The organism is Arthrobacter sp. alpha11c, assembly GCF_054149985.1.
In genome coordinates, this window is the sequence record NZ_CP196747.1 from 1507997 (window position 1) to 1533768 (window position 25772).

Here is a 25772-nt window from a genome sequence, read left to right on the forward strand (position 1 = left end):
TTGCGCGATTCACGCTGAGTCCTCAAGTCGCTTGGGCACTGAGGCGGGTTGCGCCAAAGCAGCGGCTATGCAACGGACAGTTTTGGCCGTATTTCGGCTTATGCAACCCACCCTGTCGACGTTAAAGAGGTCGGTCGCCGCGACCCCAATTATTTGGGTGTCGCGACGATCGACAGGAACCGCTGATTGCGAGCTTGGGCATCTGCTGCGCTGCACGAATGAGAACCACGTGTTCTCAGCTTTATATGCCGCTCGCTAATAGGCCTTCTGTAAGAGCTCCCTTACATCATCGGCTGATACCGGCCGCGGTGCTTGACGAATGACGGCTTCCGCCTCGCCCATCGTCGCGCGAACAACGTTCTCCAACGCCTCCGGGCTCAGACCAAATTCACGGATTTGCCGCGGTACTCCCAGCTTGTCGAAGAGTAGCTCCAGCTCCTCAGGAGCCGGCATCGCGTTCGTTGCTCCTCTTGCCGCCGCCATGGCGGTGGCCATAATGGCCTGTTGGCTTGCGGTCGCTTCAGCGTAGAACCGCATAACGTGCGGCAGCGTGATGCAGGACGTTACGCCGTGAGGAACGCCGGCCGCACCCAACTGGTGGCCTATAGCATGGGATAACCCCACTGGTACGTTGTGAACTCCGACCAGTGACATCCAGGCCGCCTGCTGGCAGCGCAGAGCCGCTTCGTAGTCATGAGGGTCAGACGCCGTCAGAGGAAGATCCTCGGCCAGGGTGCGGAGGGCCGCAGTGCACAGCGCGGTGGTGAACGGATGTGCATTCGTGGCATAAGCAATTTCGACCGCATGATCGATGGCCCTGACACCGGTTGTGATCCACAATTTCCTGGGAGTTAAGGCACACAGCTCCGGATCCAGCACAACAATCCTGGGTGTAAGGGCGAGGTATCTGGTCAGTTCCTTGGTGTTGGTCGTGTCGTCGACAAAGGCGGCAACGCCATTCCACTCTGCCGCCGATAACGTTGTCGGCACGGCGATGACAGGAAGCGGGATACCTTGCAGCTCCGGCAGCCCGTGGGAAATGCTGTAGCGCAGGAAGTCCTGCTCCGAATGAATACCCTCCCCCACTCCCAAGGCGGTGAGCTTTGCCGCGTCAACAGCGGACCCTCCGCCGACGCCTATCACGACGTCGGCATTTGCGTTCTGAGCAATCTCCACAAGCTCAGCTAGTCGCTTGACTGGGTTATGGGCCTCGACCCTGCCATAAACCGCGACGGCTCTGGCTCCCAGCTCACTGACGAGATCATCGAATTGTTGGGTGGCGCTGATTGACTTGCCTGCTACGAGAAGAGCACGTTTAAAGTCCTCGCCGCTCCAGTTCAGCGGGAATTTGTTGGATAGCACCACCGCCCTCGATGACTCGTTCGATACGCGGCATGTCGAAGACACGTGGTTGACTCATTCTTTCCTCCAATAGGGAATGGCACGCCCCATTCCCGGGGCGTGCCAACTCCTGTTATCTAGTTTTGACCCCGCATGGGGACTTGGCGAGGTAGCCCCGCGGCAGGCCTCTCACCTGCATCAGCTACCGTCTGCTTCCGGCTGCCTCAGCAGCCTTCGATGCAGCTTCGGACTCCGGCACTGCGGGGATGGCCGAGCCTTGGCTGTCTGCCGCCTCAGCAGCACGGCTGGCAGGTGGAGTCGCCGGTCCCGAAACGGAAGCGTCGCTTGATTCCAGCTCGTTCAGGTAGCTCACAGCGTTTGCCCCTGCGACTCGACCAAAGGTCATGGAGCGAATTGACGACGTCGCCGGCGGGTACTCGTGGTAGAACAACCCCGTGATTTCGCCCGCTGCGTAGAGGCCTGGGATCGGCACTCCCCCGCCGGAGATGACCCTCGCCTCGGTGTCTGTCTTGAGCCCACCAAAGGTGAACGTGATCCTCGCCTCAAGCGGATATCCGTAGTATGGCCCGGATTCGATCCGATTCGCCCAGTTGGACTTTGGCGGGACGAGACCTTGGGTGCTCAACCCGTCAAGGATTTCTGGTTGGAATGGTCCGCCGGCGGTGGCGGCGTTGAATTCCTGAACGGTGGCTTCGAGTGCTTCCGGGCTGAGACCCAGCTTGCCCGCCAGTTCAGCCAGCGTCGCGCCCTCCTCAGGCTCCATATCGGTGGTCTCGTAGACCCAACCTGGACGCATGCGTTCCATGACTGGCTTATCAGTGATGAAGTAGGCCTTCTGGTTCTGGTTTTTCCAGACTTCGTATGCCAGCAGTTCGAAGTGGGCAAACAAGTAGTCTTCGCCCTCATCGAAGAAGCGCTTGCCCTGTTGGTTGACACAGATGCCGTAGTTGTGGCCCCAAATTACAGAGTCAGGGCGGCTGGTCCGGGAGTCGACTACCTCCGAGTGGAACATGTCGAACTGTCCGGCGGTGTCGGCCCCGATGTCCATGGCCATGCGGATCCCGGCGCCCTTGTTGCGGTGCAGCCCCGGAACGATTGGCTTAATGTCGACGGCGTTGTTGCCAAGGTACTGCGTCAACATTTCGGGGTTGCCTTCAAACCCGCCCGATGCAATGACGACGGCCTTTGAGCTGAGCGTTCGAAGAAGCCCGTCCTTACCGCGGACCACTACGCCGTTGACACGCCCTTCATCCGAGATGCTGAGCTTCACTGCCTCGGTTTCGTAGAGGATTTCGGAATTATCGAACTTCTTGAAATGCGCGAGGAGGTTATTGACGATTTGAAGGCCGCCTCCGACCGGCCATTTGATGCTCTTGTCCGTTTCGTATTCAAGAGCGACGTCGTTTTCCCAATGCTGGTACAGCTCAACCCCGTGGGCTTCCAGGTACTTGATGGTTCCGGGGACTTCGCGCTCGAGTGCAAGGCAGTATTCCAGGTCAGCCAGCCCCTTGGAAGTTTCCTGCACTCGGTCCTTCCAGGATTCGTCGAGCCTGCCGTCTTCGTAGACGCGAAGCCAAGCCATGGTCCAGCGGGACCCTCCAGACCGTTCGTCTTCTGCTCCAACTTCGACCAGTGCTACCCGGCCTGACCGTCCTTCGTCGGCTGCTTTTTCGCAGTAGCTCAGAGCCGCGGAGGCCCCGGCAAAACCGCTACCAATTACGACCAGATCATACTCAGACATTTCTCGTATTCTCCATCCATCATCTTTGATGTCTGTCAGCGCATCTGACAGCTTCTTGGGTTTGTTTTTTGTTGACTACCGCTTCCGGTGATCGGCTACCTCAGGAGCGGCGAATGCCTGACTTACGGCTTCTTCCAAGCAAAAGGATCACTTGGCTTCTCGAAGAAAGAGTCAAGCTTGGTTCCTGTAAGCCAGCCGCCCTTGGGTTCCAGCCAGCCGTCGGCGTTGGGGTCACAGTTCGACCCAAGCGCCTCCTTGGCTTCGTCGTAACTTATGGGAGACACGCTGAGAACGATGGATTGAATTTTCGGCCCCCTGCTGCTGAAGGATCCGGACTGCGGTCTCGATGCCAAGTTCCATCTCACCCTTGGGCGGCCAAATGTTGTAGCCAGTGTCAGCGAATTCCGGATGGTTCACCCAATAGCACGCAGCTCCTGTTTCGCCACCGATGTTAATCGGAACCACGGGACGGCCAGACTGCTGCAGTGCCTGCAAGGCGCCGGTAGCGGAGGCAGGCTGAGCGACGATGCCGTCGAGCTGGCCCGGGTGGGTCGCTAGAAACTTCTGCACCTCGGTCTTTGTCACCGGCGCTGACCACATCCCGTTTACAGAGCCTACAAGCTTAACCTCGGGGTATTCCTTCAGCGCATCTTGAACCCCGGCTTCGAAATCGATGGCATTTGTGGCTCCCGGCACACCCTGAACATCCAGGACGTTGCCCTTGCCACCGATCTTGTCGAAGACTGACTTCGCAAAGACGCTTCCGGCCTGACGGTAGTTGGTCACGGCGCTGACGGCATAAGGTGAATCCACATGCCCACTCCATGCAACGAAAGGTACACCCTTTTCATGAGCGTACTCAATGGACTGGTTCAGGGCGGTTTTTGCTGAGCAGCAAGCGATCAGGATGTCGGCACCTTGGTCTACGAGTTGCCGGATCTGCTGGTTTTGCACCGTGTCGTCGCCCCCCGATTGGGCGACGATCACCTCTTTGATGAGGCCAGCCTTCTGGTACCGCGGAACTACATCCTTCATCAGGTGGTCCATGGCCGTTGTCTGCCAGGAATTGCCCGCATAGGGACTTGTATAGCCAATGGTCCATGGTGCAGGCCCCTTGGGCTGCCATGATTCACCGTACGGCGTTTTTCCGGTCAACGCGTCAGCATTCTGGTAAGCGGTCTGTGCATCAGGCGGAAGGGATGACAATGCTGACTCGGAAGACGTTGAAGTCCCAGAACCACCCGCCGGACCAAAGTCATTACCGCCGCCGCCACAGGCAGTGAGCGCCAAGACCGATGCCACGGCAAAGGCCCACCCCGCACGCCTGGCCAGTTTCTTCCCGCTGCCGGGAGAAGAAACGCAATCGTGGTCTTCTTTGACCATTCTGAACTCCTTATAGGTTGGCTGACAGCCACTTCAACGTCAGCCGGCGACGGATACGCACCAACTCGTTTGTATGAAGAACGAATGTATGACAATCATAACGAGCTGTTCCATGAGTATAGGTATGAGGCAGGTCACGCGCAATAGCTTTTGTGTGCAAGTGCCAGTCTTGATGATCGGCCGATCGTCTGACAGTATGGCGATCTACTGCTGTGACCTTGATTAGGGAATGGAGTGCGATGACAGATCAGTTGAAGGTCCGTGTTCTGGAGACCGGGGTGATGGAAGCCGACATGGCGTGGCTCCTGTTGAAGCCAGGAAGGATCATCGCGGACCGCAACAATAAGGAGCGTCAGCGTGAGTGGGGCGAAATCCCAACGCATGCAGTCCTGATTGAACACCCCGAAGGACGCATTCTCTGGGACACCGGCGTCCCCCGTGATTGGAGTTCGCGCTGGCAAGAGAGCGGCATGGACAATTTCTTTCCGGTCAAGACTGATGCATCCAGCGCATCTGGTTTCCTGGACTCTTCGCTCGCACAGGTCGGCCTTGAACCCTCGGACATAGACTTACTCATCCTTTCCCACCTGCATCTTGATCACGCAGGTAACGCGCGGCTCTTCGACAACGGCAAGACCAAAATCGTCGCGAACCGTAAGGAACTGGAGGGAGTCAAGGAAATAATGGGCTCGCACCTGGGAGGACACCTAAAAGCGGACTTCGAAGGTCTCAACATCGATGCCATCGAGGGCGATACGGAAATTGTCCCTGGGGTTTCCGTCATAGACACCCCCGGCCACACTTGGGGAACAATGTCGCTTCAGGTCGACCTGGCGGAGGACGGGACCAAGATCTTTACCTCGGACGCAGTCTACTTGCGGGACTCCTTCGGCCCACCAGCAGTTGGTGCCGCCGTTGTGTGGAACAACCTCCTCTGGCTTGAATCAGTAGAGAAGCTGCGGCGAATACAAGAGCGGACGAATGCCGAAATGATTTTCGGGCACGAGTCCGGGCAGACCAGCCAGATCCGGTGGGCACAGCAAGGGCACTACCAGTGATTCTCTACGACTTCCGTTGCGCCAATGGACACGATTTCGAAGCAGGCCTCACTTCGATGTTTGCCAACGATCCCGCCTGCCCCGTCTGCTCTTCTGCAGCCAAAAGGAGACCTCCACGTGTAGGCCTGAGTGGCCGAGTCGATCCCGGGCCATCAAAAGAGGACCGTCCCCGCAGCTGGCAACAGGCTAACGGTGGAGACCCGGAGACTGTCCGCGCATGGCAACGAAGCATCGAGAAAAGGGAAAAACTCGAAGAACAGTACACCGAACTTGCTGGAGACAATCGGCCGGTGCTGGCGCACGAGGGGATCTTCGCCCGCCAACCCCTCAGAGCTGGAGACGACATCAGCGTGACAGTGGCACAGACTGCAAAGTCGGCGGAACCATAAGCAGGGATAATCCCCCGCGCTCCTTCACCCCGAGGTGCCTCACAGCGCTCTGTACTTTCCAGCGGCGGCGCAGTTGGCGACAGCATTCTCTCCTGCATCCACGTCTGCGCCTTTCCCGGCCAGGTGGCGAGCCAGCGTGAGGTCCCTTTTTTCTCACAAGTGCTGTGGCCCAAGCCGTCACCGTCCCCATCGCCCAATCAAAAAAACTTGGTGAGCACCGAATCGGATATCTGCAGCGCGATTCGAGCGCTCACGGAGGGCGCCCCATCGTCGACCTCCTAAGCCATTGGCGATGCGGGCAGTCGAACAATTCAGCTGTGTACAGCATCCACAGGACCTCCGATCGCACAAGCGGTCGGACACGAGGGCCTAATGTCCTGATAGACACGAGCCTTCAGCGACTTCCGACGAAGATTCCCCTACATCATGTTGTGCTTCGCGGGCCTACCCATGAAGAGGTGTAGGCCAACCACGACCTACCGGACGCACCAAAGAGAGGATCGCATAAACCCAGTTCAGAGCAAGCGGAGGGTCAACCCGCCAATACCCTGAGCCCGCTCCCCCGTAACTGAACAGGCCAACCGGCGGCCAGGCACCAGCCGGCACCACATCAGAGGCTCCTGTCAACAGCTGTCAACACGTTAAAGCAAAAACCCCCTCTGACGAGGGGGTATGCCGTGCCCGAGGTGGGACTCGAACCCACACACCTTTCGATACCGCATTTTGAGTGCGGCGCGTCTGCCAATTCCGCCACTCGGGCGCGGATTACCGGGAAGTTAATTCTCGCTGACTGCTCTCATTGCTGTGAGCAACGCGATCCTTTCCCAGCACGCGAAACTACTCTACATGCAGATAGGCTGTTTTTCAGAACTGGGCGCGCGAGTGCAACAAAATCATGTGCCGCAGCGGTCCACACTAAGATGGACATGAACCCGCCGAACCTTTTCAAGGAGATCCCGTGACCGAACAGACGGAGTCCACACCCGCAGCCCAACTGGCCCGACGCGTCGTCGTAGCCGAGGATGAGACCCTCATCCGCTTGGACATTATTGAGATCCTGAAGGGCGAAGGGTACGACGTCGTCGGCGAGGCAGACAACGGCGAGAAGGCCGTGCAGTTGGCCGAAGAGCTGAAGCCGGACCTCGTCCTCATGGATGTGAAGATGCCCGTCATGGATGGCATCTCAGCGGCAGAGAAAATCGTCAAGGCCCGCATCGCTCCCGTTGTCCTGTTGACTGCTTTCAGCCAGAAGGAACTCGTGGAGCGTGCCCGCGACGCCGGCGCCATGGCGTACGTTGTGAAGCCGTTTACGCCGGCGGACCTCATCCCGGCCATCGAGATCGCTCTGTCCCGCCACGAGGAGATCAAGGCCCTCGAGAACGAGGTTTCCGATCTCCAGGAGCAGTTCGCCACCCGCAAGCTCGTGGAGCGCGCCAAGAGCCTCCTGACCACCAAGATGGGCCTCACGGAGCCGGAGGCCTTCCGCTGGATCCAGAAGACGTCCATGGACCGTCGCCTGAGCATGCGTGAGGTTGCCGAAACGATCATCAACCAGGTCAACTAGCACCAAGCAGTCAACGACGGCGGCCGGTCACCTACGCGATAGGTGGCCGGCCGCCGTCGTGCCCGCCCAAGGGCAGAACCCCGCCCAAGGGCTAAAAGAACGCAAAACAAAGCGGGCCCCACGAACAAAAAGTTGGCAGGACCCGCTTCACTCAAGCCTGAGCCAGGAACCTAGGCCCTGGTCTTGCTTTTCTTTTCAGGCCACGGGCCAACGGGCTCCTTGCGCGACGCGTCCACGGAGGACGTGTCGGCGAGGTCGCCCACCTTGTGGACCTTCAGCGAGTTCGTGGAACCGGCCTGTCCGGGAGGGGAACCGGCAGCGATGACCACCAGGTCACCTTCCTCGACGATCTTCATGTCCAGGAGGCTGCGGTCAACCTGTGCGGTCATTTCGTCGGTGTGGCCAACGGTGGGGACCAGTACCGGCTGGATGCCCCAGGTGAGGGCGAGCTGGTTCCAGACGTGTTCAACCGGCGTGAAAGCGAAGACCGGCTTGACCGGGCGCAGACGCGAGAGGCGACGTGCCGAGTCACCGGACTGGGTGAACGTACAGATGTACTTTGCGTCCAGTTGGTCGGCGATTTCGACGGCGGCACGGGTGATGGCGCCACCGCGGGTCTTGGGCTTGGTGCCCAGCGGGGGGACGCGCTCGAGGCCGTGCTCTTCGGTGGACTCGATGATCCGGGCCATGACCTTGACGGTTTCGATCGGGTACTGACCCACTGAGGTTTCGCCGGACAGCATGACTGCGTCGGCGCCGTCGAGAACTGCGTTTGCGCAGTCAGAAGCCTCGGCACGCGTCGGACGCGGGTTGTCGATCATGGATTCCAGGACCTGAGTTGCCACGATGACCGGCTTGGCCCAGCGGCGTGCCAGTTCAATGGCGCGCTTCTGGACGATCGGCACCTCTTCGAGCGGGAGCTCAACACCGAGGTCACCACGGGCAACCATGATGGCGTCGAACGCATCGATGATTTCGTGGAGCTGGTCCACGGCCTGGGGCTTTTCGATCTTGGCGATCACCGGAACGCGGCGGCCTTCTTCGTCCATGATTTCGTGGACGCGCTTGATGTCGGAGGCATCCCGGACGAAGGACAAGGCAACCAGGTCCACGCCACGCTTGAGGGCCCAACGGAGGTCGTCCTCGTCCTTTTCGCTCAGTGCGGGGACGTTGACGGCAACACCGGGCAGGTTGATGCCCTTGTTGTTGGACACCTTGCCACCGACCGTAACGGTGGCGACAACCTTGACGTCGTCAACTTCGATGGCGCGAAGGGCAACCTTGCCGTCGTCGATCAACAGGGCGTCGCCCACGTTGACGTCTTCGGTGAGGCTCTTAAGCGTAGTGGAGCAGATGTCCTTGGTGCCGGGGACGTCTTCGGTGGTGATGGTGAAGATGTCGCCAACAGCCAGCTCGTGCGGGCCGTCAACAAAGCGGCCAAGACGGATCTTGGGACCCTGGAGGTCAGCCATGATGGCCACGGGCTTGTGCAGTTGCGCCGCAGCCTTGCGGACATTCTCGTAGGTGATGTCATGCACGGAGTAGTCGCCGTGGCTCATGTTCATGCGGGCAACGTCAACGCCGGCTTCCAGCACTGCAAGAGTGTTGTCATAGCTGGAGATTGCCGGACCGAAAGTTGCCACAATTTTCGCGCGTCTCATATACCTACCCTAAGTAGTGTGCTGCTGATTGAGTTAAAGATCATTCCTGCCGTCGCTATAAGACCGCGATTGCCCGGTCGGTGGGGGCGACCGGTGCCGGAAGGATTGTGCTTCCCATGAGGAACTTGTCCACTGCTGCCGCACACGCACGGCCTTCGGCAATGGCCCACACAATCAGGGACTGGCCACGTCCGGCGTCGCCGGCAACAAACACACCCTCGGTGTTCGTCATGTAGTAGCCGTCGCGGGCTACGTTGCCCCGACCGTCGAATTCTGCACTGACCTGCTCGGTGATACCGGCCGGTTCAGCACCGGTGAAGCCGAGGCTCAGGAAGACGAGGTCAGCAGGAATGATCCGCTCCGTCCCGGCCTTCGGGAGGCGCTTGCCATCCACGAACTCCGTCTCGGCAACCTTGACCCCGGTGAGTTTGCCGTTCTCGCCAACAAACTCCACGGTGGAGGCCAGGTACGTACGCTCGCCACCTTCTTCGTGGGCGCTGGCGACCTCGAAGAGCGTGGGGAACGTCGGCCACGGCTGGTGACCTGCACGCTCAAGAGGCGGCTGCTTGCCGATCGCCAGCGTGGTAACAGAAGCCGCCTGGTGACGGTGCGCTGTACCGATGCAGTCCGCGCCGGTATCGCCGCCACCAAGGATGACCACATGCTTGCCACGGGCATCGATGTGATTTTCCGGGCTCTCCCCCGCTACTACGCGGTTGGAAGGAACCAGGTAATCCATGGCAAAGTGAACACCTTCAAGGTCACGGCCCGGAATGGGCAGATCGCGCGGAACTGTAGCCCCGGTGGCGATCACAACGGCGTCGTAACGGCGGCGCAGCTGCTCCCAAGTCACGTCCGTGCCGACCGCGACGCCGGTGCGGAAGCGGGTGCCTTCGGCCTTCATCTGCTCCAGGCGGCGGTCAACCTGTTCCTTCTCCATTTTGAAGTCGGGGATGCCGTAGCGGAGCAGGCCGCCGATCTTGTCGTCGCGTTCGTACACGGCAACCGTGTGACCAACGCGGGTCAGCTGCTGTGCAACTGCGAGGCCTGCAGGACCGGACCCCACCACGGCAACCGTCTTGCCAGTGAGGCGCGTCGGCGGAAGGGGGTGGACCCAGTCGTTGTCGAAGGCTTCATCGATGATGGAAACCTCAACCTGCTTGATGGTCACGGCAGGCTGGTTGATACCCAGCACGCAGGACGCTTCGCAGGGTGCCGGGCACAAACGGCCGGTGAACTCCGGGAAGTTGTTCGTGGCGTGGAGGCGTTCAATCGCTTCCTCACCCTTGTCCCGCCACACGAGGTCGTTCCACTCGGGAATGAGGTTGCCCAGCGGGCAGCCCTGGTGGCAGAACGGTACGCCACAGTCCATGCAGCGGCCTGCCTGGCTCTTCAGGACACCCTTTTCCTGGGCTTCATACACTTCCTTCCAGTCCATGATGCGGACCGGAACGGGACGGCGTGGCTGCGTCTCGCGCTGCCGGACTTTCAGAAATCCGCGTGGATCAGCCACCGGTTACCTCCAGGATTCGAGACCATACTTCTTCGCCGTCGGGGTCAAGGCCCTCTTCGATGGCGTCGAGACGGGTTTGCAGGACTGCGGCGTAGTCGCGCGGCAGTACTTTGGTGATGCGGGCGGCGGTGTCGTCGAAGTTCTCGAGCAGACGGCCGGCCAGGACGGATTCGGTTTCCTCGGCGTGCTTGGTGAGCAGGCCGTGGACGATGTCGCGGTCCTCGGCGTCCAGCTCAAGGAGCTGAAGTTCACCGGAGTCCAGCGCATCCTTGTTGACCCTCTCGTGCTGCAGGTCCAGCACGTAAGCAGTACCACCGGACATGCCGGCACCGAAGTTGCGTCCGGTACGGCCAATGATCAGTGTTTGGCCACCGGTCATGTACTCGCATCCGTGATCGCCAATACCTTCGACGACGGCGGTCGCACCCGAGTTACGCACCAGGAAGCGTTCACCAACCTGGCCACGCAGGAACATCTCGCCGCTCGTTGCGCCGTAACCGATGACGTTGCCGGCAATGACGTTGCGCTCCGCCTGGAACACGTTGGTGCGGTCCGGGCGGACGATGATCCGTCCGCCTGAGAGGCCCTTGCCCACGTAGTCGTTGGAGTCTCCGTACATGCGCAGCGTGATGCCGGCAGGCAGGAAGGCGCCAAGTGACTGGCCAGCGGTGCCGTTGAGCGTGATGTCGATGGTGTCCGTCGCCAGCACATCGGTACCGAACGTCTTGGTCACCACGTGGCCGAGCATCGTGCCCACGGAACGGTCCGTGTTGATGACGTCCAGGGTGATCTTGACAGGCATGCGGTCACTGAGCGCTTCGGCGGCCATGGTGATGAGCCGCTGGTCGAAGTGCTTGTCCAGCTCGTGGTTCTGGGTGGTCATGTTGCGCAGCGGCACGTCGTCGTCAAACTCAAGACCGTGCAGGATCGGATCCAGGTCCAGCCCTTCGGCTTTCCAGTGGTCGATCGCTTCGCGGGTGTCCAGTACCTCGGCGTGGCCGATCGCCTCTTCGAGGCTGCGGAAACCGAGCTCTGCCAGGATTTCGCGGACTTCTTCTGCGAGGAACTCGAAGAAATTGACCACGAACTCGGGCTTGCCGTTGAACCGTGAACGCAGTTCCGGGTTCTGGGTAGCAACACCGACGGGGCAAGTGTCCAAGTGGCAGACACGCATCATGATGCAGCCGGAGACAACCAGCGGAGCCGTTGCGAAACCGAACTCTTCGCCACCCAGCAGGGCAGCAATGACCACGTCACGGCCGGTCTTGAGCTGGCCGTCCACCTGCACCACCACGCGGTCGCGGAGACCGTTGAGCATGAGCGTTTGCTGGGTCTCGGCGAGGCCAAGTTCCCACGGCACGCCTGCATGCTTCAGCGAGTTCAGCGGCGAGGCGCCGGTACCGCCGTCGTGACCTGAAACAAGCACGACGTCGGCCTTCGCCTTGGTCACGCCGGAGGCCACAGTGCCGATCCCGACTTCCGAAACCAACTTCACGTGTACACGGGCCGAAGGGTTGGCGCGCTTGGCATCGTAGATGAGCTGCGCGAGGTCTTCGATCGAGTAGATGTCGTGGTGCGGAGGCGGGGAAATGAGTCCGACACCGGGCGTCGAGTGGCGCGTGCGGGCTACCCAGGGGTAGACCTTCTGGGCCATCAACTGGCCACCCTCGCCGGGTTTGGCGCCCTGTGCCATCTTGATTTGGATGTCGTCAGCGTTGGTCAGGTACAGGCTGGTGACACCGAAGCGGCCGGAAGCAATCTGCTTGATGGCAGAGCGGCGCTCCGGATCCAGCAGACGGTCAACGTCTTCGCCACCTTCACCCGTATTGGACTTGGCGCCCAAACGGTTCATGGCGATGGCAAGAGTCTCGTGGGCTTCCTTGGAGATGGAGCCGTAGCTCATGGCGCCGGTGGAGAAACGCTTGACGATGCTGGAGACTGACTCCACTTCCTCAAGCGGCACGGCCGGGCGGACGTCACTCTTGAACTTGAGCAACCCACGCAGGGTCATCAGGTTCTCGGACTGATCGTCAACGCCCTTGGTGTAGGCCTTGAAGATGTCGTAGCGGCGTTCGCGGGTGGCGTGCTGCAGGCGGAACACCGTCTCCGGGTTGAAGAGGTGCGGTTCGCCGTCGCGGCGCCACTGGTATTCGCCGCCGCCGAGCAACGGCTGGTGCGGGTGCTCGATGCCACCCTCCGGGTACGCCATCTGGTGGCGTGCCGAAACTTCCGCGGCAATGACGTCCAGGCCCACGCCACCCAGCTGGGAGTGCGTACCCGAGAAGAATTCGTCAACGAGCTCCTGCGACAGGCCCAGTGCCTCAAAGGTCTGGGCGCCGGTGTACGAAGCAACGGTGGAGATGCCCATCTTGGACATGATCTTCAGGACACCCTTGCCGAGTCCCTTGATGAGGTTGTAAACGCCGTCTTCCGGAGTCACGCCCTCGACGTCGCCGTTGGAGATCAACTGTTCAACCGATTCCATGGCGAGGTACGGGTTCACTGCCGATGCGCCGTAGCCAATAAGCACGGCAACGTGGTGCGTCTCGCGGACGTCGCCGGCCTCAACCACGAGTGCCGTCTTGGTGCGGTTGGCACTGCGGAGCAAGTGGTGGTGGACAGCGCTGACCAGCAGGAGCGACGGAATAGGTGCCCACTGCGCGTTCGAGTCGCGGTCGGACAGCACAACGTACTGCACGCCACGGTTGATCGCGCCGGAAACCTGCTCGCAGATCTCTGTCAGACGGGCACGCAGTGCCGCTTCCCCACCCTCCGGGCGGTAAAGGCCACGTACCTTCATGGCGATGCGATCGCCGTCGGCGTTTTCGATGTTCGAGATCTTGGCGAGTTGATCGTTGTTGATCACGGGGAACGGCAGGGAGATCTGCGGTTGGCGGACCTGCTTGCCATCCAAAAGGTTGCCGTTGGGTCCGATGGCGCACTTCAGTGACGTGACCAGCTCTTCGCGGATGGCGTCCAGCGGCGGGTTGGTGACCTGGGCGAAGGACTGCACGAAGTAGTCGAACAGCAAGCGCGGACGCTTGGACAGTACGGCAACCGGGGTATCGGAACCCATGGCACCCAGGGGCTCAGCGCCCGTGCGGGACATGGGGCCGAGCAGGATCTTCAGTTCTTCAGTGGTGTAACCGAAGGTCCGCTGGCGGATGTTAACCGATGCAGCGGTGTGGCGTACGTGCTCGCGCTCGGGGAGCTCGTTGATGTCGATCAGGTTGTCCTTGAGCCATTCGGCCCACGGGTTGGCTGCAGCGACCTCGGCCTTGACCTCGGCGTCGTCGATGATGCGGCCGGCCTCGGTGTCCACCAGGAACATCTTGCCAGGGGCAACGCGACCCTTCTTGACCACGTTGGAAGGCTCGACCTCGATGACGCCCACTTCCGAGGCGAAAATGATCAGGCCGTCTTCAGTGATCCAGTAGCGTCCGGGACGCAGGCCATTACGGTCCAGCGTTGCGCCCACGAGGTTGCCGTCAGTGAAGGACACAGCGGCGGGACCATCCCACGGCTCCATGAGCAGTGAGTGGTACTCGTAGAAGGCGCGGCGGGCCGGATCCATGGTGGCGTGGTTCTCCCACGCTTCCGGGATCATCATCATGATCGAGTGCGTGATCGGGCGGCCGGAGAGCCAAAGGAGCTCGGCTACTTCGTCGAAGGAAGCAGAGTCCGAGGCACCCGGGGTGCAGATCGGGTACAGCTCTTCGGGGGTGTCGCCCAGCAGCGGGCTTGCCAACTGGGACTGGCGGGCACGCATCCAGTTGCGGTTGCCCTTGACCGTGTTGATTTCGCCGTTGTGGGCGATGGTGCGGAACGGCTGCGCCAGAGGCCACGACGGGAACGTGTTCGTGGAAAAGCGTGAGTGGACAATGGCCAGCTTCGTCTTGAAGCGCTGATCCGAAAGGTCGGGGTAGAACGGCTCCAACTGGGCTGTCGTCAGCATGCCCTTGTACACAATGGTGCGCGAGGACAGCGACGGGAAGTAGACGCCGTACTTGTTCTGGGCCCGCTTGCGGATTCGCCAGGCGCGGGAGTCAAGTTCGTTGCGTTCAAGCTGCTCGCCGGTAGCGGATGCAAAGAAGGGCTGCGAGAAGTACGGCATACAGGCCCGTGCCATGGCGCCCACGAGGTCTGCGACCACGGGAACTTCACGCCAGCCAAGGACCGTGAGGCCCTCATCCGCTGCAAGAGCTTCGATACCGGCCTTGGCCGTAGCTGCTTCGCGCGATTCAGCAGGAAGGAAGGCGGTACCCACCACATACTGGCCCGGACCGGGCAGTTCGAATTCTGTGACGGCCCGGAAGAACTCGTCCGGAACCTGCATGAGCAGGCCCGCACCGTCGCCAGTACCTTCATCGGCGCCCACGGCGCCGCGGTGTTCGAGATTGCGGAGGGCAGTCAGAGCCGCTTCCACGATGTCGTATCCCGGTTCCCCGCGGAGCGTGGCGATAATTGCCAGGCCGCAGGCGTCCTTCTCCTTGTCCGGGTTGTAAAGACCCCGGGCCTCCGGAAGCGCAGCAAAGCGCTTGAATGGAGACATGGCACCCTGCGGTTCGATATTTTCGGACCAACCGGGGTTATGAAGATGGGTCATGGGAGACGTCCTTCCTCGTGATCGTGCGTATGGAAGGGACAACGTTGGCCCCACCTTGCATGCCCTTGTGATGGGCACAACAAAGCGCTAGTTATTGGAATTGTAGGCCAGCCAATCAAACGCAACTAACAGTTACGCAGACCACTGGCCCCGGCTTGACCAGTGAACATCGGTATGCTGCGATCCGGTTTCCGGGGTGCCACGACGCTGTGGACTGGGCCCTACGAGCGGTGACTCTGTTGCCCCTTTGCCGGAAGCGACTACTTGGTGTCGTCAGCTTCCAGCGAGGATCCGGGGGCCTTCCTTGCGGCAGTCGCAGCAGATTCCGATTCCGCCTTGGACGTTGTGTCCTTTGCGGAATCTCCTGCTGCATCCTGCGGCTCGTCAACGTGGCCCGGATCGCTTTGGTTATCTGGGAGATTACCACGGGAACCACTATCCGAGACAGATGGGTCCACATCATGACTGGTGACGCTCGTCACGGAAGCCTCATCTTTGGACGGCGTCGCTTCAGGTTCCCGGCCCGGTAAATAAGGGGTATCCGGCTGCGGCCGTCCTCCCCTGCCGAGAACAAGGAAGATAACCAGCGCTGCAATAAAGACGAATATGCTCGTCCACACGTTCAGCCTGGTGGTGATCCCGAAGAGGCTGATCTGCTCGGCGTCGTCAATCCTGAGCGCTTCGATCCACACGCGGCCAAGCGTGTAATACATCGCGTAGAGCCAGAACAGGCGTCCTCGGCGGAAGTGGAACTTCCGGTCCAGCAGGAGCAGAATTGCGACGCCCAGGATGTTCCACAGGAATTCATAGAGGAACGTCGGGTGGAAGAGCGTGTCCGCAGGCATACCCGCTGGGAAGTTGGCGTTGGCAGGGTCAATCTGGAGGCCCCACGGCAACGTTGTGGGGGCACCGAAGAGTTCCTGGTTGAACCAGTTGCCCCAACGTCCGATCGCCTGGGCAAGCAGCAATCCGGGAGCCGCGGCATCCAGGAACGCCGTGAGCTTGACGCCCGCCCGACGGCAACCGATCCAGGCACCCACGGCGCCAAGCAGCACGGCTCCCCAAATACCCAGGCCGCCCCGCTGTATCTGCGGAATCAGGGAGAGGTCACCTGTGCCGTCGAACCCAGGGCCGAAGTACGCATCCGGGGACGAAAACACGTGGTAAAGCCGGCCACCGATGATGCCGAAAGGAATCGCCCAAATGGCGATATCCCACAGGCTCCCGTCGGGGGCTCCACGGCGCTTCCATCGGGCCGACGTCAACCATAGGCCGATGATGATGCCCGCCAGGATGCAGAGGGCGTATGCGTGGATACGCAGCGTCCCCCACGGCAGCGGAATGTCGAAACCGGACCACGATGGGCTCGGGATGCTCAGTGGAACCATTGCCGCTGCGTGGAGGACGGTCTGCATTGGGCTTCGCTGTTTCCTTTTCCTAGGCGTCTGCAGCTGCGCGGCCCAAGCCGGCGCTGAGGTTCTTGGTGAGTTGGCCGACGGCGTCAACGCCGCCGTCGCGGAGGGCCGCCACGAGCGCGGTGCCGACGATCACGCCGTCAGCGTAGGCAGCTATCTCGCGGACATGATCCGGGTTGGAAACACCGAGGCCAACGCAAACTCGTTCAGCACCTGCAGCGTGGGCACGTGCCACCACATCTTCGGCTGTGCTGCTGACCGACTGGCGTGTACCGGTCACACCCATGATGGAGACGGCATACACAAAGCCGCGGCTGGCCTTGACAGTCATATCCAGGCGTTCGGGCGTGGATGACGGAGCCACCAGGAAGACCCTGTCCAGTCCGTACTTGTCGGAGGCCTCGAACCACTCACTGGCTTCATCCGGAATAAGGTCCGGAGTAATGAGGCCCGCTCCCCCGGATTCGGCCAAGCGGCGGGAGAACTCATCCACGCCCATGCGCATGACGGGGTTCCAATAGGTCATGACCAACACGGCGGCGTCAGTAGCGGCAGTGATCCCCGCAACGACGTCGAAGACATTGGCGACCCGGAAACCGTTGTTGATGGCTTCGGTGGTAGCAGCCTGGATGACAGGTCCGTCCATCACGGGGTCGGAGTAGGGAATACCGATCTCGATGAGGTCGGCACCGTTCCGTGCCAGGGCAATGCCTGCTTCGATGCTGTCCTGGACCGTAGGGTAGCCCGCCGGAAGGTATCCGATAAGGGCTGCCCGGCCCTCGGCCTTGGCGCGGTCGATGGCGGCAGCGGATTTGCTGGCGAATTGTTCAGTCATCAGTTCTGGTCCTCGTTTACGTCCACGGCTGCTTCGGAGGTGCGTTCTGCAGGACCTTTAGGCTTGCGGGTAGACAGGGTGGTGCCCTTGACGTGACCTTCTTCGTCCAACATGTTGAACCAAGCCGCTGCGGTTTCCACGTCCTTGTCCCCGCGACCGGACAGGTTCACGATCACGGAGATCTCGGAGGGGTCCTCTTTGCCCTCGGTGAGGCGCTGGCCTACTTTGATGGCACCGGCAAGCGCGTGCGCAGACTCGATGGCGGGGATGATGCCCTCGGTCCGGCACAGGAGGCTGAAGGCGTCCATGGCTTCGGTGTCCGTGATGGGCTCGTATGTCACGCGTCCGATGTCCGCGAGGTACGAGTGCTCGGGTCCCACGCTGGGGTAGTCCAGTCCGGCAGAGATCGAGTGTGATTCGATGGTCTGGCCGTCTTCGTCCTGCATCAGGTAAGAACGGGCACCGTGCAGCACACCGGGACGTCCCAGGGAGATTGCTGCGGCGTGACGCCCGGTCTCAACGCCTTCGCCACCTGCCTCAAAGCCGTAGATCTTCACGGAAGCGTCGTCCAGGAAGCTGTGGAACAGGCCGATGGCATTCGAGCCACCACCAATGCAGGCACAGATGGCGTCGGGCAGCTTGCCGGTCTGATCCAGGATCTGGGCGCGGGCTTCCTCGCCGATCACTTCGTGGAAGAAGCGGACCATGGCAGGGAACGGGTGGGCTCCGGCCGCGGTACCCAGCAGGTAGTGGGTGGTCTCCACGTTCGAAACCCAATCCCGCAGGGCGTCGTTGATGGCGTCCTTGAGGGTCTGCGAACCGTTGGTCACGGGAACAACAGTGGCGCCGAGCAGCTGCATGCGGGCAACGTTCAACGCCTGGCGGCGGCAGTCCTCCGCGCCCATGTAGACAACGCACTCCAGGCCCAGGAGGGCTGCTGCCGTGGCACTGGCAACGCCGTGCTGGCCTGCGCCGGTTTCAGCAATAACCCGGGTCTTGCCCATGCGCTTGGCCAGGAGGGCTTGCCCCAGGACGTTGTTGATCTTGTGGGAACCGGTGTGGTTGAGGTCTTCGCGCTTCAGGAAAATCCTCGCACCACCAGCGTGCTTGGAGAAGCGCTTGGCCTCTGTCAGCAGCGACGGACGCCCGGAATAGTTCTTGTTGAGGTCCTTCAACTCCGCGAGGAACTCGGGATCGGCCTTGGCTTTCTCAAACGTGTCCTGGACTTCGTCGAGTGCGGCGATAAGTGACTCGGGCATCCAACGGCCACCGTAGTTACCGAAGTACGGCCCGCTCGCGTTGCGCAGCGAATGGCCGCCTTGCAGGAATGCGTCGGCCGCATTCTCTTCCGAGCTGGCTGTTGGCGCGTCCACCATCAGTCTCACCGTCCTGTTCCAGTTAGTTCATCGGGTAGTTCCACGTGCCACAAGGCAGCCGCAGGCACATGCCCGGGCTGCCTCATGGCTGTCGCCTTGCTTCAGGTACTGCCTCAGTTCCTGACGGCGATGGCGGCAGCTCCAGCTGCCTTGAATTCGGTGATGCGTTCGCGGGGGGTTGAGTCGCTAACCAGCGCCTCCCCCACCAAAATGGCATTGGCGCCGCTCGCGGCATAGTGCGTGACGTCCTCGGCCGTCCGCACGCCGGACTCCGCAACAATCACTGCCTCAGCCGGAATCAAACCAGCCAGTGAACCGAAAACTGAACGGTCGACGTCGAGCGTCTTCAGGTTGCGGACGTTAATGCCGATGATTTTGGCCTGCGCAGCGACGGCACGCTCAATTTCCTCTTCGGTGTGCGTTTCCACCAGCACGTTCATGCCAAGCTCATGGCTGAGGGCGCTGAAGTCAGCCAGCTCCGAATCAGACAAGGCCGCAACGATCAGCAGAATGAGGTCCGCACCATGGGCGCGGGCTTCCCAGATCTGGTACTCGTCCACCGTGAAGTCCTTGCGCAGCAAGGGAATATCGACGGCGGCACGTACGGCATCGAGATCTGCCAGCGACCCGCCGAAACGTCGCTTCTCGGTAAGGACGCTGATGACCGAAGCTCCGCCATGCTCATACTGCACCGCGAGCGAGGCGGGGTCATCAATGGGTGCGAGATCGCCCTTGGAGGGGCTACGACGCTTGATTTCAGCGATGACCTTGAGATCGTCACGGTTCGAGGAAGGACCACCCAGGGCAGCCCAAGCGTCACGCGCGGGTACTGCGCCTGCAGCACGGTCCTTCAGCTCAACGAGGGACACAAGCCGGCGGCGGGCCTCCATGTCCTCCTTGACGCCGACGATGATGTCGTCAAGAACGGTCACGATTAGTGGCCGTTGTTCTGCAGCTTGCTGCCACCCACTCCGTAGCCGGCCTTGCGCATGGCCCAACCTACGATGAGGCCGGCCACCATGACCACAACACCACCGATGAAGATGGGGGTGCTGGCGATGACGAAAGCAATGGAGGAAATCAGGGCACCGACCAGCATCACAATCACGCAGGTCCAGGCAGCCGGGCTGTTACCGTGGCCGATGGCATCAGCGTGGCTGGCCATGGTGGAGGTAGCTTGGTTTGCGGACACTGTGGTTTTGCTCATGTGGAATCTCCTCAGGATGAATACTGCTTACATTCTGCCATTTATTGACGGCGGCCGGGACATCGTCCGACGTCAGGACCGGCGCTGACGCTTATGTTGCGCCGTACCGGCCCGAAAGATTGCTGGGCGGCCTAGGTTGGGTCTTCGCCGCGGGAAAGACTGTCCCAACTGTCGATCTCGTCCACAGGTCCGCTACCGCGTTCCTTGACGGCAGCGGCGTCGTACTTGGTGCGGGTTTTCCAGTACCGTCCCGCCAGCGGCAAGACCACTGCACAGACTGCAAGCAGGGCACCCGCCACGATTGCCAGCACGGGGAAGACCGTTGTGGCCACGCTCGCCTGACCTCCCGAGATGCCGGTTGCCGCAGCGATGGAACCCTGGGCTGCGCCGAGAGGATCGGACAGGACCGTGGCGGCTGCCAGGATAATCCCGGCAGCGGACAGGGCAAGGAGGGCCGCGATGATCCAGCGGGCGATCCGCCCCGCGATGGAGGCCGCCAACCCACCGGCAAGTGCTACAAGTGCCAGTGCGGTAACGGCTGTGGCTGCCTTGCTGCCCTGAACGTGGAGGTCGCTGCTGGAGGCGGCCGTGGGATCAAGACGGACCTCGATCCAGGTCTGCGTGGTGGTTCCAAAAACAGCGAGTGCCAGGAGTGCCGTTGCAAGAACAAGAGTTGACTTCCGTGCCCAACGCGGCGATGGGGTCGCCGACGGTCCCGGTGCTTCAGCGGTCATGAGGTGGGCGTCCCGCCGTCGACGGTTCCTGCGTCCCGCACTGACTCGGCGGAAATATTCTGCAGCGATCCGGCCGTGTGCACGGCCCGAAGCGGCGCAGCGGCCTTGTTCACAGTTTCAAGTGCTTCCGACGGCTTGTGTGAGTCAGCAACGATCCCGCCTCCGGCCTGCACGTAGGCACGGCCTTCCCGCAGCAACGCAGAACGGATGGCAATTGCCATGTCCATATCACCGGCAAAGTCCAGGTAACCCACAACGCCACCATAGATACCGCGGCGGTGGGGTTCGAGTTCGTCCAGGAGGCGCAACGCCCGTGGTTTCGGGGCACCGGAAAGGGTACCTGCCGGGAACGTTGCCTTGAGGACGTCGTAGGCCTTGGCATGCGGAGCCAACTCGCCTACCACGGTGGACACCAAGTGCATGATGTGGCTGAACCGCTCCACCTCCATGAACTGGGTGACGTCAACCGTGCCGGCAACGCAGACCTTGGAGAGGTCGTTACGGGACAGGTCCACCAACATGAGGTGCTCGGCCCGTTCCTTCTGGTCGGCCAACAGTTCCGTGGCCAGGGCTTTGTCAGCTTCAACAGTCTTGCCACGGGGACGCGAGCCGGCGATGGGGTGCGTGATGACTTCGCCGCCGGTTACCGTCACCAACGCCTCCGGCGAGGAACCCACGATCGAGTACTCGCGGCCGTCCGCATCTTCGAGGCTGAAGATGTACATGTACGGGCTCGGGTTGGTGTTGCGCAGTACGCGGTAAACGTCCAGGGGGTCGGCCTTGCACTCCATCTCGAAGCGGCGCGAAATGACTACCTGGAAGACCTCGCCATCGACGATCGCTTCCTTGCCGCGATCGATGGCTTCCAGGTACTTGGCCTCGTCCCAGCGTTCCTGCACGCTCGACGCAAAATCCAATGCGGCTGGCTCCAGCACCGAGACCGGCTGGGCAACAGGCGTACTGACCTGGTCCAGAAGCGCCTTAACCCGCGCCACGGCGTCATGCCAGGCGTCATCCACACGCTCGGAACTGTTGTCGAAGTTGATCGCGTTGGCGATCAGGAGGACAGTGCCGTCCACATTGTCATGAACTGCCATGTCGGTGACCAGGTTCAGGGCCATTTCAGGCAGGTGGAGGTCGTCTTCCGGCGGCGCCGTCAGCTTCTCCCAATGGCGCACGGCCTCCCAACCCAGGAACCCAACGAGGCCGGAAGTAAAGGGCGGCAGCCCTTCAAAACGGTCCGTTTGCAGGGCGGCGATGGTGTCGCGGACTGCTTCCACCGGGTTGCCGGCCACGGGAACGCCGACTGGCGGCTCACCTATCCAGTGTGCCTGGCCATCCTTGGTGGTCAGCGTGGCGCGGGACTTGGCGCCAATGAAGGAATAGCGCGACCAGGCACCGCCAACCGCTGCCGACTCAAGGAGGAATGTTCCGGGCTGGCCCTTGGCGAGCTTACGGTACAGGCCGATGGGAGTCTCGGCGTCGGCCAGGACTTTGAGTCGGACAGGGATGACACGGCTGTGGACGGCGAGTTCGCGGAACTCTTCCAGGCCCGGGCTGATGATTCCAAGGTCCTGCATGGCTATTGTTCTCCGCCTTTGGTCTTAGGTGGTGCGTCAGGGAAACTAGGGGATGCCTTAATCGCGGTGGCCCGTTACGACCGAAAAGTCGCGCCCGTCGAAGCAGGTCCGGGTACCGGTGTGGCAGGCTGCGCCGATCTGGTCCACGCGGACCAGGAGGGCATCGCCGTCGCAGTCAAGGGCGACTGACTTCACGAACTGTACGTGCCCGGAAGTGTCGCCCTTGCGCCAGTATTCCTGGCGGGAGCGCGAGTAAAAGGTCACGCGCCCCGTGGTCATGGTGCGGCGAAGTGCCTCGTCATCCATCCAGCCCAGCATGAGGACCTCATGGGTATCGTGCTGCTGGATGATGGCGGCTACAAGGCCTGCCGAGTCGCGTTTAAGGGCGCTGGCGATCTCCTGCGGCAGGGTGTCCGCGGGGTCGCTGGAGAGCTCCACGGCAGGAGTTGGACTGGGGGCGGACTGCTCTGACATCAGATCAAGTCTAGTGCCTTTGATGGGAGCCGTATTCTGCGGCGGTTCCACTGCGCAACCTTGCCCTGATCGTGCTAGTTTCACAAGTGATGCATTTCGTCGATCCTTCCCGAGAAGTACTGGCCGAAACCCTGCTGGCGGCCGGACCTGACTCCCCCACGCTCTGCCAAGGGTGGCTCACCCGGGATCTTGCGGCGCACCTTTACCTGCGCGAGCGTAAAGCGGCCGTGGGGATTGGCCTCCTGATCCCCAGCCTCGGCAAGGCTTCAGACAAAGCGACGGCCAAACTCGCCGCCAAGCTCAAGACCACTGACGACTACGCGGAGCTCGTCAAGACGTTCCGCGCGGGTCCCCCAGCCCTTTCCCCTTTGAAGATCAAGGCGCTGGACGAAACGTCGAATCTCATCGAATATTTCGTCCACACCGAGGACATTCGCCGCGCGGGTGACCGCTGGGCACCTCGGGCCCTCGACGAAGCGTACTCGGATGCATTGTGGGATGAACTGATCAAGCGGGCGGCTTTCCTTTACCGCGGCGTAGACCTCGGCATCGTTCTGGTGCGGCCTTCCGGCCCCCGGCACGTGGCCAAACGCGCTCCAGTTTCGGTAGCGATTGTGGGCGAACCCGGCGAGTTGCTGATGCATGCCCATGGACGCACCAGCCAGGCGCTCGTCACCTTCGAAGGCCAGCCGGACGCCGTCGCGCTTTTGCAAACTGCAGACATCGGCCTTTAGACAAGCAACGCGGGGTCACTTTTGGCCCATCATCCTTGCGGAGATGGGCCAAAAGTGACCCCGCGTTGCTTAAGACTTAGCGGACTTCGAAGCCAGCTTCGCGAATAGCCGCTTTGACTTGGGCGATCATGTCATCCGGACCGAAGTGGAACACCGAAGCTGCCAGCACGGCGTCTGCGCCGGCCTCCACGGCTGGCGGGAAATGCGCAGGCTTCCCGGCACCACCGGAGGCGATGATCGGAATGTTGACGGCCCCACGAACAAGGCGGATCAGTTCAAGATCGAATCCGTCCTTGGTGCCGTCAGCGTCGATCGAGTTCAGCAGGATTTCTCCCACGCCCCGATCTGCGGCTTCCTTGGCCCAGGCGATGGCGTCGATTCCCGTCCCGGTCCTGCCACCATGGGTGGTGACTTCAAAACCGGACGACGTCGGGGCGTCGCCTTCGCGGGTTCGGCGCGCATCCACGGAGAGCACCAGGACCTGGGACCCGAAGTGGCGCGTGATTTCATCGATGACCTCAGGCCGGGCAACAGCGGCGGTGTTGATCGATGCCTTGTCCGCACCGAAGCGCAGAAGTTTGTCCACCTCTGCCACGCCGCGGACGCCGCCGCCCACAGTCAGCGGAATGAAGACTTCCTCGGCGGTGCGGCGCACAACATCGAACGTGGTTTCGCGGTTGCCCGATGACGCGGTGACGTCCAGGAACGTCAGTTCATCTGCACCGCCATTGTCGTAGCGATGGGCCAGTTCCACCGGGTCTCCGGCGTCCCTCAGGCCTTCGAAGTTGACGCCTTTGACCACGCGGCCGGCGTCGACGTCCAGGCAGGGAATGACGCGTACGGCTACAGCCATGTGCTGCTCCTTAATTCTGCTGTGCGCTAATTCTGCTGTGCGCTGCTCAGGGGATCCGGTCAGATACGGCAGGCGTGGATGCTGCTGACCAGGATGGCGCGGGCGCCAAGATCGTACAGCTCATCCATGATGCGGTTGGTTTCCTTCTTGGGGACCATGGAACGCACGGCCACCCATTCCGAATCGCGCAGCGGAGAAACGGTGGGTGATTCAAGGCCCGGGGTGAGCGCAGCAGCGTCCTCCACCAGGTCCTTGCGGATGTCGTAGTCCATCAGCACGTACTGGCGGGCTACAAGGACGCCCTGCAGGCGACGGATGAGGACGTCGATTTCCTTGGCAGTGCCGTTCGCGGCACCACCGGGACCCGTGCGCCTGATCAGCACGGCCTCGGACTTAAGAATGGGATCGCCGAAAATTTCCATGCCGGCTGCTTTGAGCGTATTGCCCGTCTCGACGACATCGGCAATGGCGTCGGCGACGCCGAGCCGCACCGATGACTCGACGGCACCGTCCAGTCGGACCACCTTGGCGTTCACACCCCGATCCGCCAGGTAGTCGCGCAGGAGCCCGTCGTAACTGGTGGCGAGGCGCTTGCCTTCGAGCTGCTCGACGCCGGTGAAGTCACCTACGGGGCCAGCGAAACGGAAGGTGGAAGGGGCAAAGCCCAAGGGAAGGAGTTCTTCGGCTTCCACCTTTGCGTCAAGCAGGAGGTCGCGTCCGGTGATTCCGACGTCCAGGGTTCCCTGGCCCACATACACCGCGATGTCGCGGGGGCGCAGGAAGAAGAACTCAATGTCATTGTCGGGATCAACCATGACCAGTTCGCGGGTGTCGCGGCGCTGGCGGTACCCAGCCTCGGACAACATTGCAGAGGCGGCTTCTGACAGGGATCCCTTGTTGGGGACTGCTACACGGAGCATGGTGAGACTTTCTGTTTGGAATGGAGGTTTTCAGGCACTTCGGCCACGCAGCTGGCTCCGCTTAATGAAGGCGGAGTGGCGTGGCTAGAGATGCTTGTAAACGTCTTCCAGGTTGAGGCCCTTGGCGAGCATGAGGACCTGCAGGTGGTACAGCAACTGGGAGATTTCCTCGGCAGCGGCTTCATCGGATTCGTACTCGGCGGCCATCCAGACTTCGGCGGCCTCTTCGACCACTTTCTTACCGATGCCGTGGATTCCGGAGTCCAGTTCGGCAACCGTACGCGAGCCTGCCGGGCGGGTCGCTGCTTTCTCACTCAGTTCTGCGAACAGCGTCTCGAAATTCTTCACGCCCTACAGACTACTTGCT

The 25772-nt window shown here is 61.4% G+C and carries 20 protein-coding genes and 1 tRNA gene; 3 read left to right on the plus strand and 18 right to left on the minus strand.

Annotated elements, in window-relative coordinates; genetic code table 11:
• Positions 1-255: 255 nt before the first annotated feature.
• The 3 genes from ACTAQJ_RS06880 to ACTAQJ_RS06890 all read right to left on the minus strand — a co-directional run bounded on the left by ACTAQJ_RS06880 (position 256) and on the right by ACTAQJ_RS06890 (position 4486).
• Positions 256-1407 carry an iron-containing alcohol dehydrogenase gene (locus ACTAQJ_RS06880; RefSeq protein WP_498701518.1) on the minus strand — a complete coding sequence of 384 codons (1152 nt, stop codon included), beginning with the start codon at positions 1405-1407 and terminating at the stop codon, positions 256-258.
• A gap of 136 nt (positions 1408-1543) precedes the next feature.
• Complete coding sequence (locus ACTAQJ_RS06885; RefSeq protein ID WP_442017905.1) at positions 1544-3103, minus strand: FAD-binding protein; 1560 nt, start codon at positions 3101-3103, stop codon at positions 1544-1546.
• A 231-nt stretch (positions 3104-3334) separates the two neighbouring features.
• Positions 3335-4486, minus strand: coding sequence for an ABC transporter substrate-binding protein (locus tag ACTAQJ_RS06890; RefSeq protein WP_498701519.1), 1152 nt, complete (start codon positions 4484-4486; stop codon positions 3335-3337).
• Between the two features lie 239 nt (positions 4487-4725).
• On the opposite strand from ACTAQJ_RS06890, the gene ahlD reads away from it, so the two are divergent.
• The gene (gene ahlD / locus ACTAQJ_RS06895; RefSeq protein ID WP_498701520.1) at positions 4726-5544 is read left to right on the plus strand and encodes an N-acyl homoserine lactonase AhlD; all 819 of its coding nucleotides are present in this window, start codon (positions 4726-4728) and stop codon (positions 5542-5544) included.
• A 1067-nt stretch (positions 5545-6611) separates the two neighbouring features.
• On the opposite strand, the gene ACTAQJ_RS06900 is transcribed toward ahlD, so the two are convergent.
• Positions 6612-6693: transfer RNA gene (locus ACTAQJ_RS06900), tRNA-Leu, on the minus strand.
• 198 nt (positions 6694-6891) lie between these two features.
• Here ACTAQJ_RS06900 and ACTAQJ_RS06905 point away from each other — a divergent pair.
• Positions 6892-7497: an ANTAR domain-containing response regulator gene (locus ACTAQJ_RS06905; protein WP_431119893.1), complete on the plus strand. Its 606-nt coding sequence runs from the start codon at positions 6892-6894 to the stop codon at positions 7495-7497.
• Between the two features lie 170 nt (positions 7498-7667).
• On the opposite strand, the gene pyk is transcribed toward ACTAQJ_RS06905, so the two are convergent.
• The 11 genes from pyk to hisI all read right to left on the minus strand — a co-directional run bounded on the left by pyk (position 7668) and on the right by hisI (position 22898).
• Positions 7668-9158 carry a pyruvate kinase gene (pyk, locus tag ACTAQJ_RS06910; RefSeq protein ID WP_431119891.1) on the minus strand — a complete coding sequence of 497 codons (1491 nt, stop codon included), beginning with the start codon at positions 9156-9158 and terminating at the stop codon, positions 7668-7670.
• Positions 9159-9213: 55 nt separating this feature from the next.
• Entirely contained in the window at positions 9214-10671 is a 1458-nt protein-coding gene (locus ACTAQJ_RS06915; RefSeq protein ID WP_442003002.1) for a glutamate synthase subunit beta, read from the minus strand.
• A complete protein-coding gene (gene gltB / locus ACTAQJ_RS06920) occupies positions 10664-15277 on the minus strand; it encodes a glutamate synthase large subunit (RefSeq protein ID WP_477517073.1) in 4614 nt (1537 codons plus the stop codon). Before gltB ends, ACTAQJ_RS06915 begins: the two co-directional genes overlap by 8 nt.
• 260 nt (positions 15278-15537) lie before the next feature.
• On the minus strand, positions 15538-16692 hold the full coding sequence (gene lgt, locus ACTAQJ_RS06925) for a prolipoprotein diacylglyceryl transferase (protein ID WP_498701521.1): 1155 nt from the start codon (positions 16690-16692) through the stop codon (positions 15538-15540).
• Positions 16693-16714: 22 nt separating this feature from the next.
• A complete protein-coding gene (gene trpA, locus ACTAQJ_RS06930) occupies positions 16715-17527 on the minus strand; it encodes a tryptophan synthase subunit alpha (protein ID WP_431119885.1) in 813 nt (270 codons plus the stop codon).
• Positions 17527-18903: a tryptophan synthase subunit beta gene (gene trpB, locus ACTAQJ_RS06935; RefSeq protein ID WP_431120192.1), complete on the minus strand. Its 1377-nt coding sequence runs from the start codon at positions 18901-18903 to the stop codon at positions 17527-17529. Before trpB ends, trpA begins: the two co-directional genes overlap by 1 nt.
• Before the next feature lie 113 nt (positions 18904-19016).
• Positions 19017-19835 (minus strand): indole-3-glycerol phosphate synthase TrpC, encoded by an 819-nt coding sequence (gene trpC / locus ACTAQJ_RS06940; RefSeq protein ID WP_498701522.1) that lies wholly within the window; start codon positions 19833-19835, stop codon positions 19017-19019.
• Between the two features lie 2 nt (positions 19836-19837).
• Entirely contained in the window at positions 19838-20110 is a 273-nt protein-coding gene (locus tag ACTAQJ_RS06945; protein WP_216923214.1) for an HGxxPAAW family protein, read from the minus strand.
• A gap of 131 nt (positions 20111-20241) precedes the next feature.
• On the minus strand, positions 20242-20844 hold the full coding sequence (locus ACTAQJ_RS06950; protein WP_498701523.1) for a Trp biosynthesis-associated membrane protein: 603 nt from the start codon (positions 20842-20844) through the stop codon (positions 20242-20244).
• Entirely contained in the window at positions 20841-22424 is a 1584-nt protein-coding gene (locus tag ACTAQJ_RS06955; RefSeq protein WP_498701524.1) for an anthranilate synthase component I, read from the minus strand. Before ACTAQJ_RS06955 ends, ACTAQJ_RS06950 begins: the two co-directional genes overlap by 4 nt.
• Before the next feature lie 57 nt (positions 22425-22481).
• The gene (hisI, locus tag ACTAQJ_RS06960) at positions 22482-22898 is read right to left on the minus strand and encodes a phosphoribosyl-AMP cyclohydrolase (protein WP_224089670.1); all 417 of its coding nucleotides are present in this window, start codon (positions 22896-22898) and stop codon (positions 22482-22484) included.
• Positions 22899-22987: 89 nt separating this feature from the next.
• Between hisI and ACTAQJ_RS06965 the strand changes: the two genes are divergently transcribed.
• Entirely contained in the window at positions 22988-23632 is a 645-nt protein-coding gene (locus tag ACTAQJ_RS06965; RefSeq protein ID WP_216923805.1) for a TIGR03085 family metal-binding protein, read from the plus strand.
• 76 nt (positions 23633-23708) lie between these two features.
• Here the strand turns inward: ACTAQJ_RS06965 and hisF are convergent, their stop codons facing one another.
• From hisF to ACTAQJ_RS06980, 3 genes are all read right to left on the minus strand, one after another.
• Positions 23709-24485 carry an imidazole glycerol phosphate synthase subunit HisF gene (hisF, locus tag ACTAQJ_RS06970; protein WP_216923206.1) on the minus strand — a complete coding sequence of 259 codons (777 nt, stop codon included), beginning with the start codon at positions 24483-24485 and terminating at the stop codon, positions 23709-23711.
• Positions 24486-24544: 59 nt separating this feature from the next.
• On the minus strand, positions 24545-25405 hold the full coding sequence (hisG, locus tag ACTAQJ_RS06975) for an ATP phosphoribosyltransferase (protein WP_224089667.1): 861 nt from the start codon (positions 25403-25405) through the stop codon (positions 24545-24547).
• Between the two features lie 84 nt (positions 25406-25489).
• Entirely contained in the window at positions 25490-25753 is a 264-nt protein-coding gene (locus ACTAQJ_RS06980; protein WP_326335399.1) for a phosphoribosyl-ATP diphosphatase, read from the minus strand.
• Positions 25754-25772: the final 19 nt, after the last annotated feature.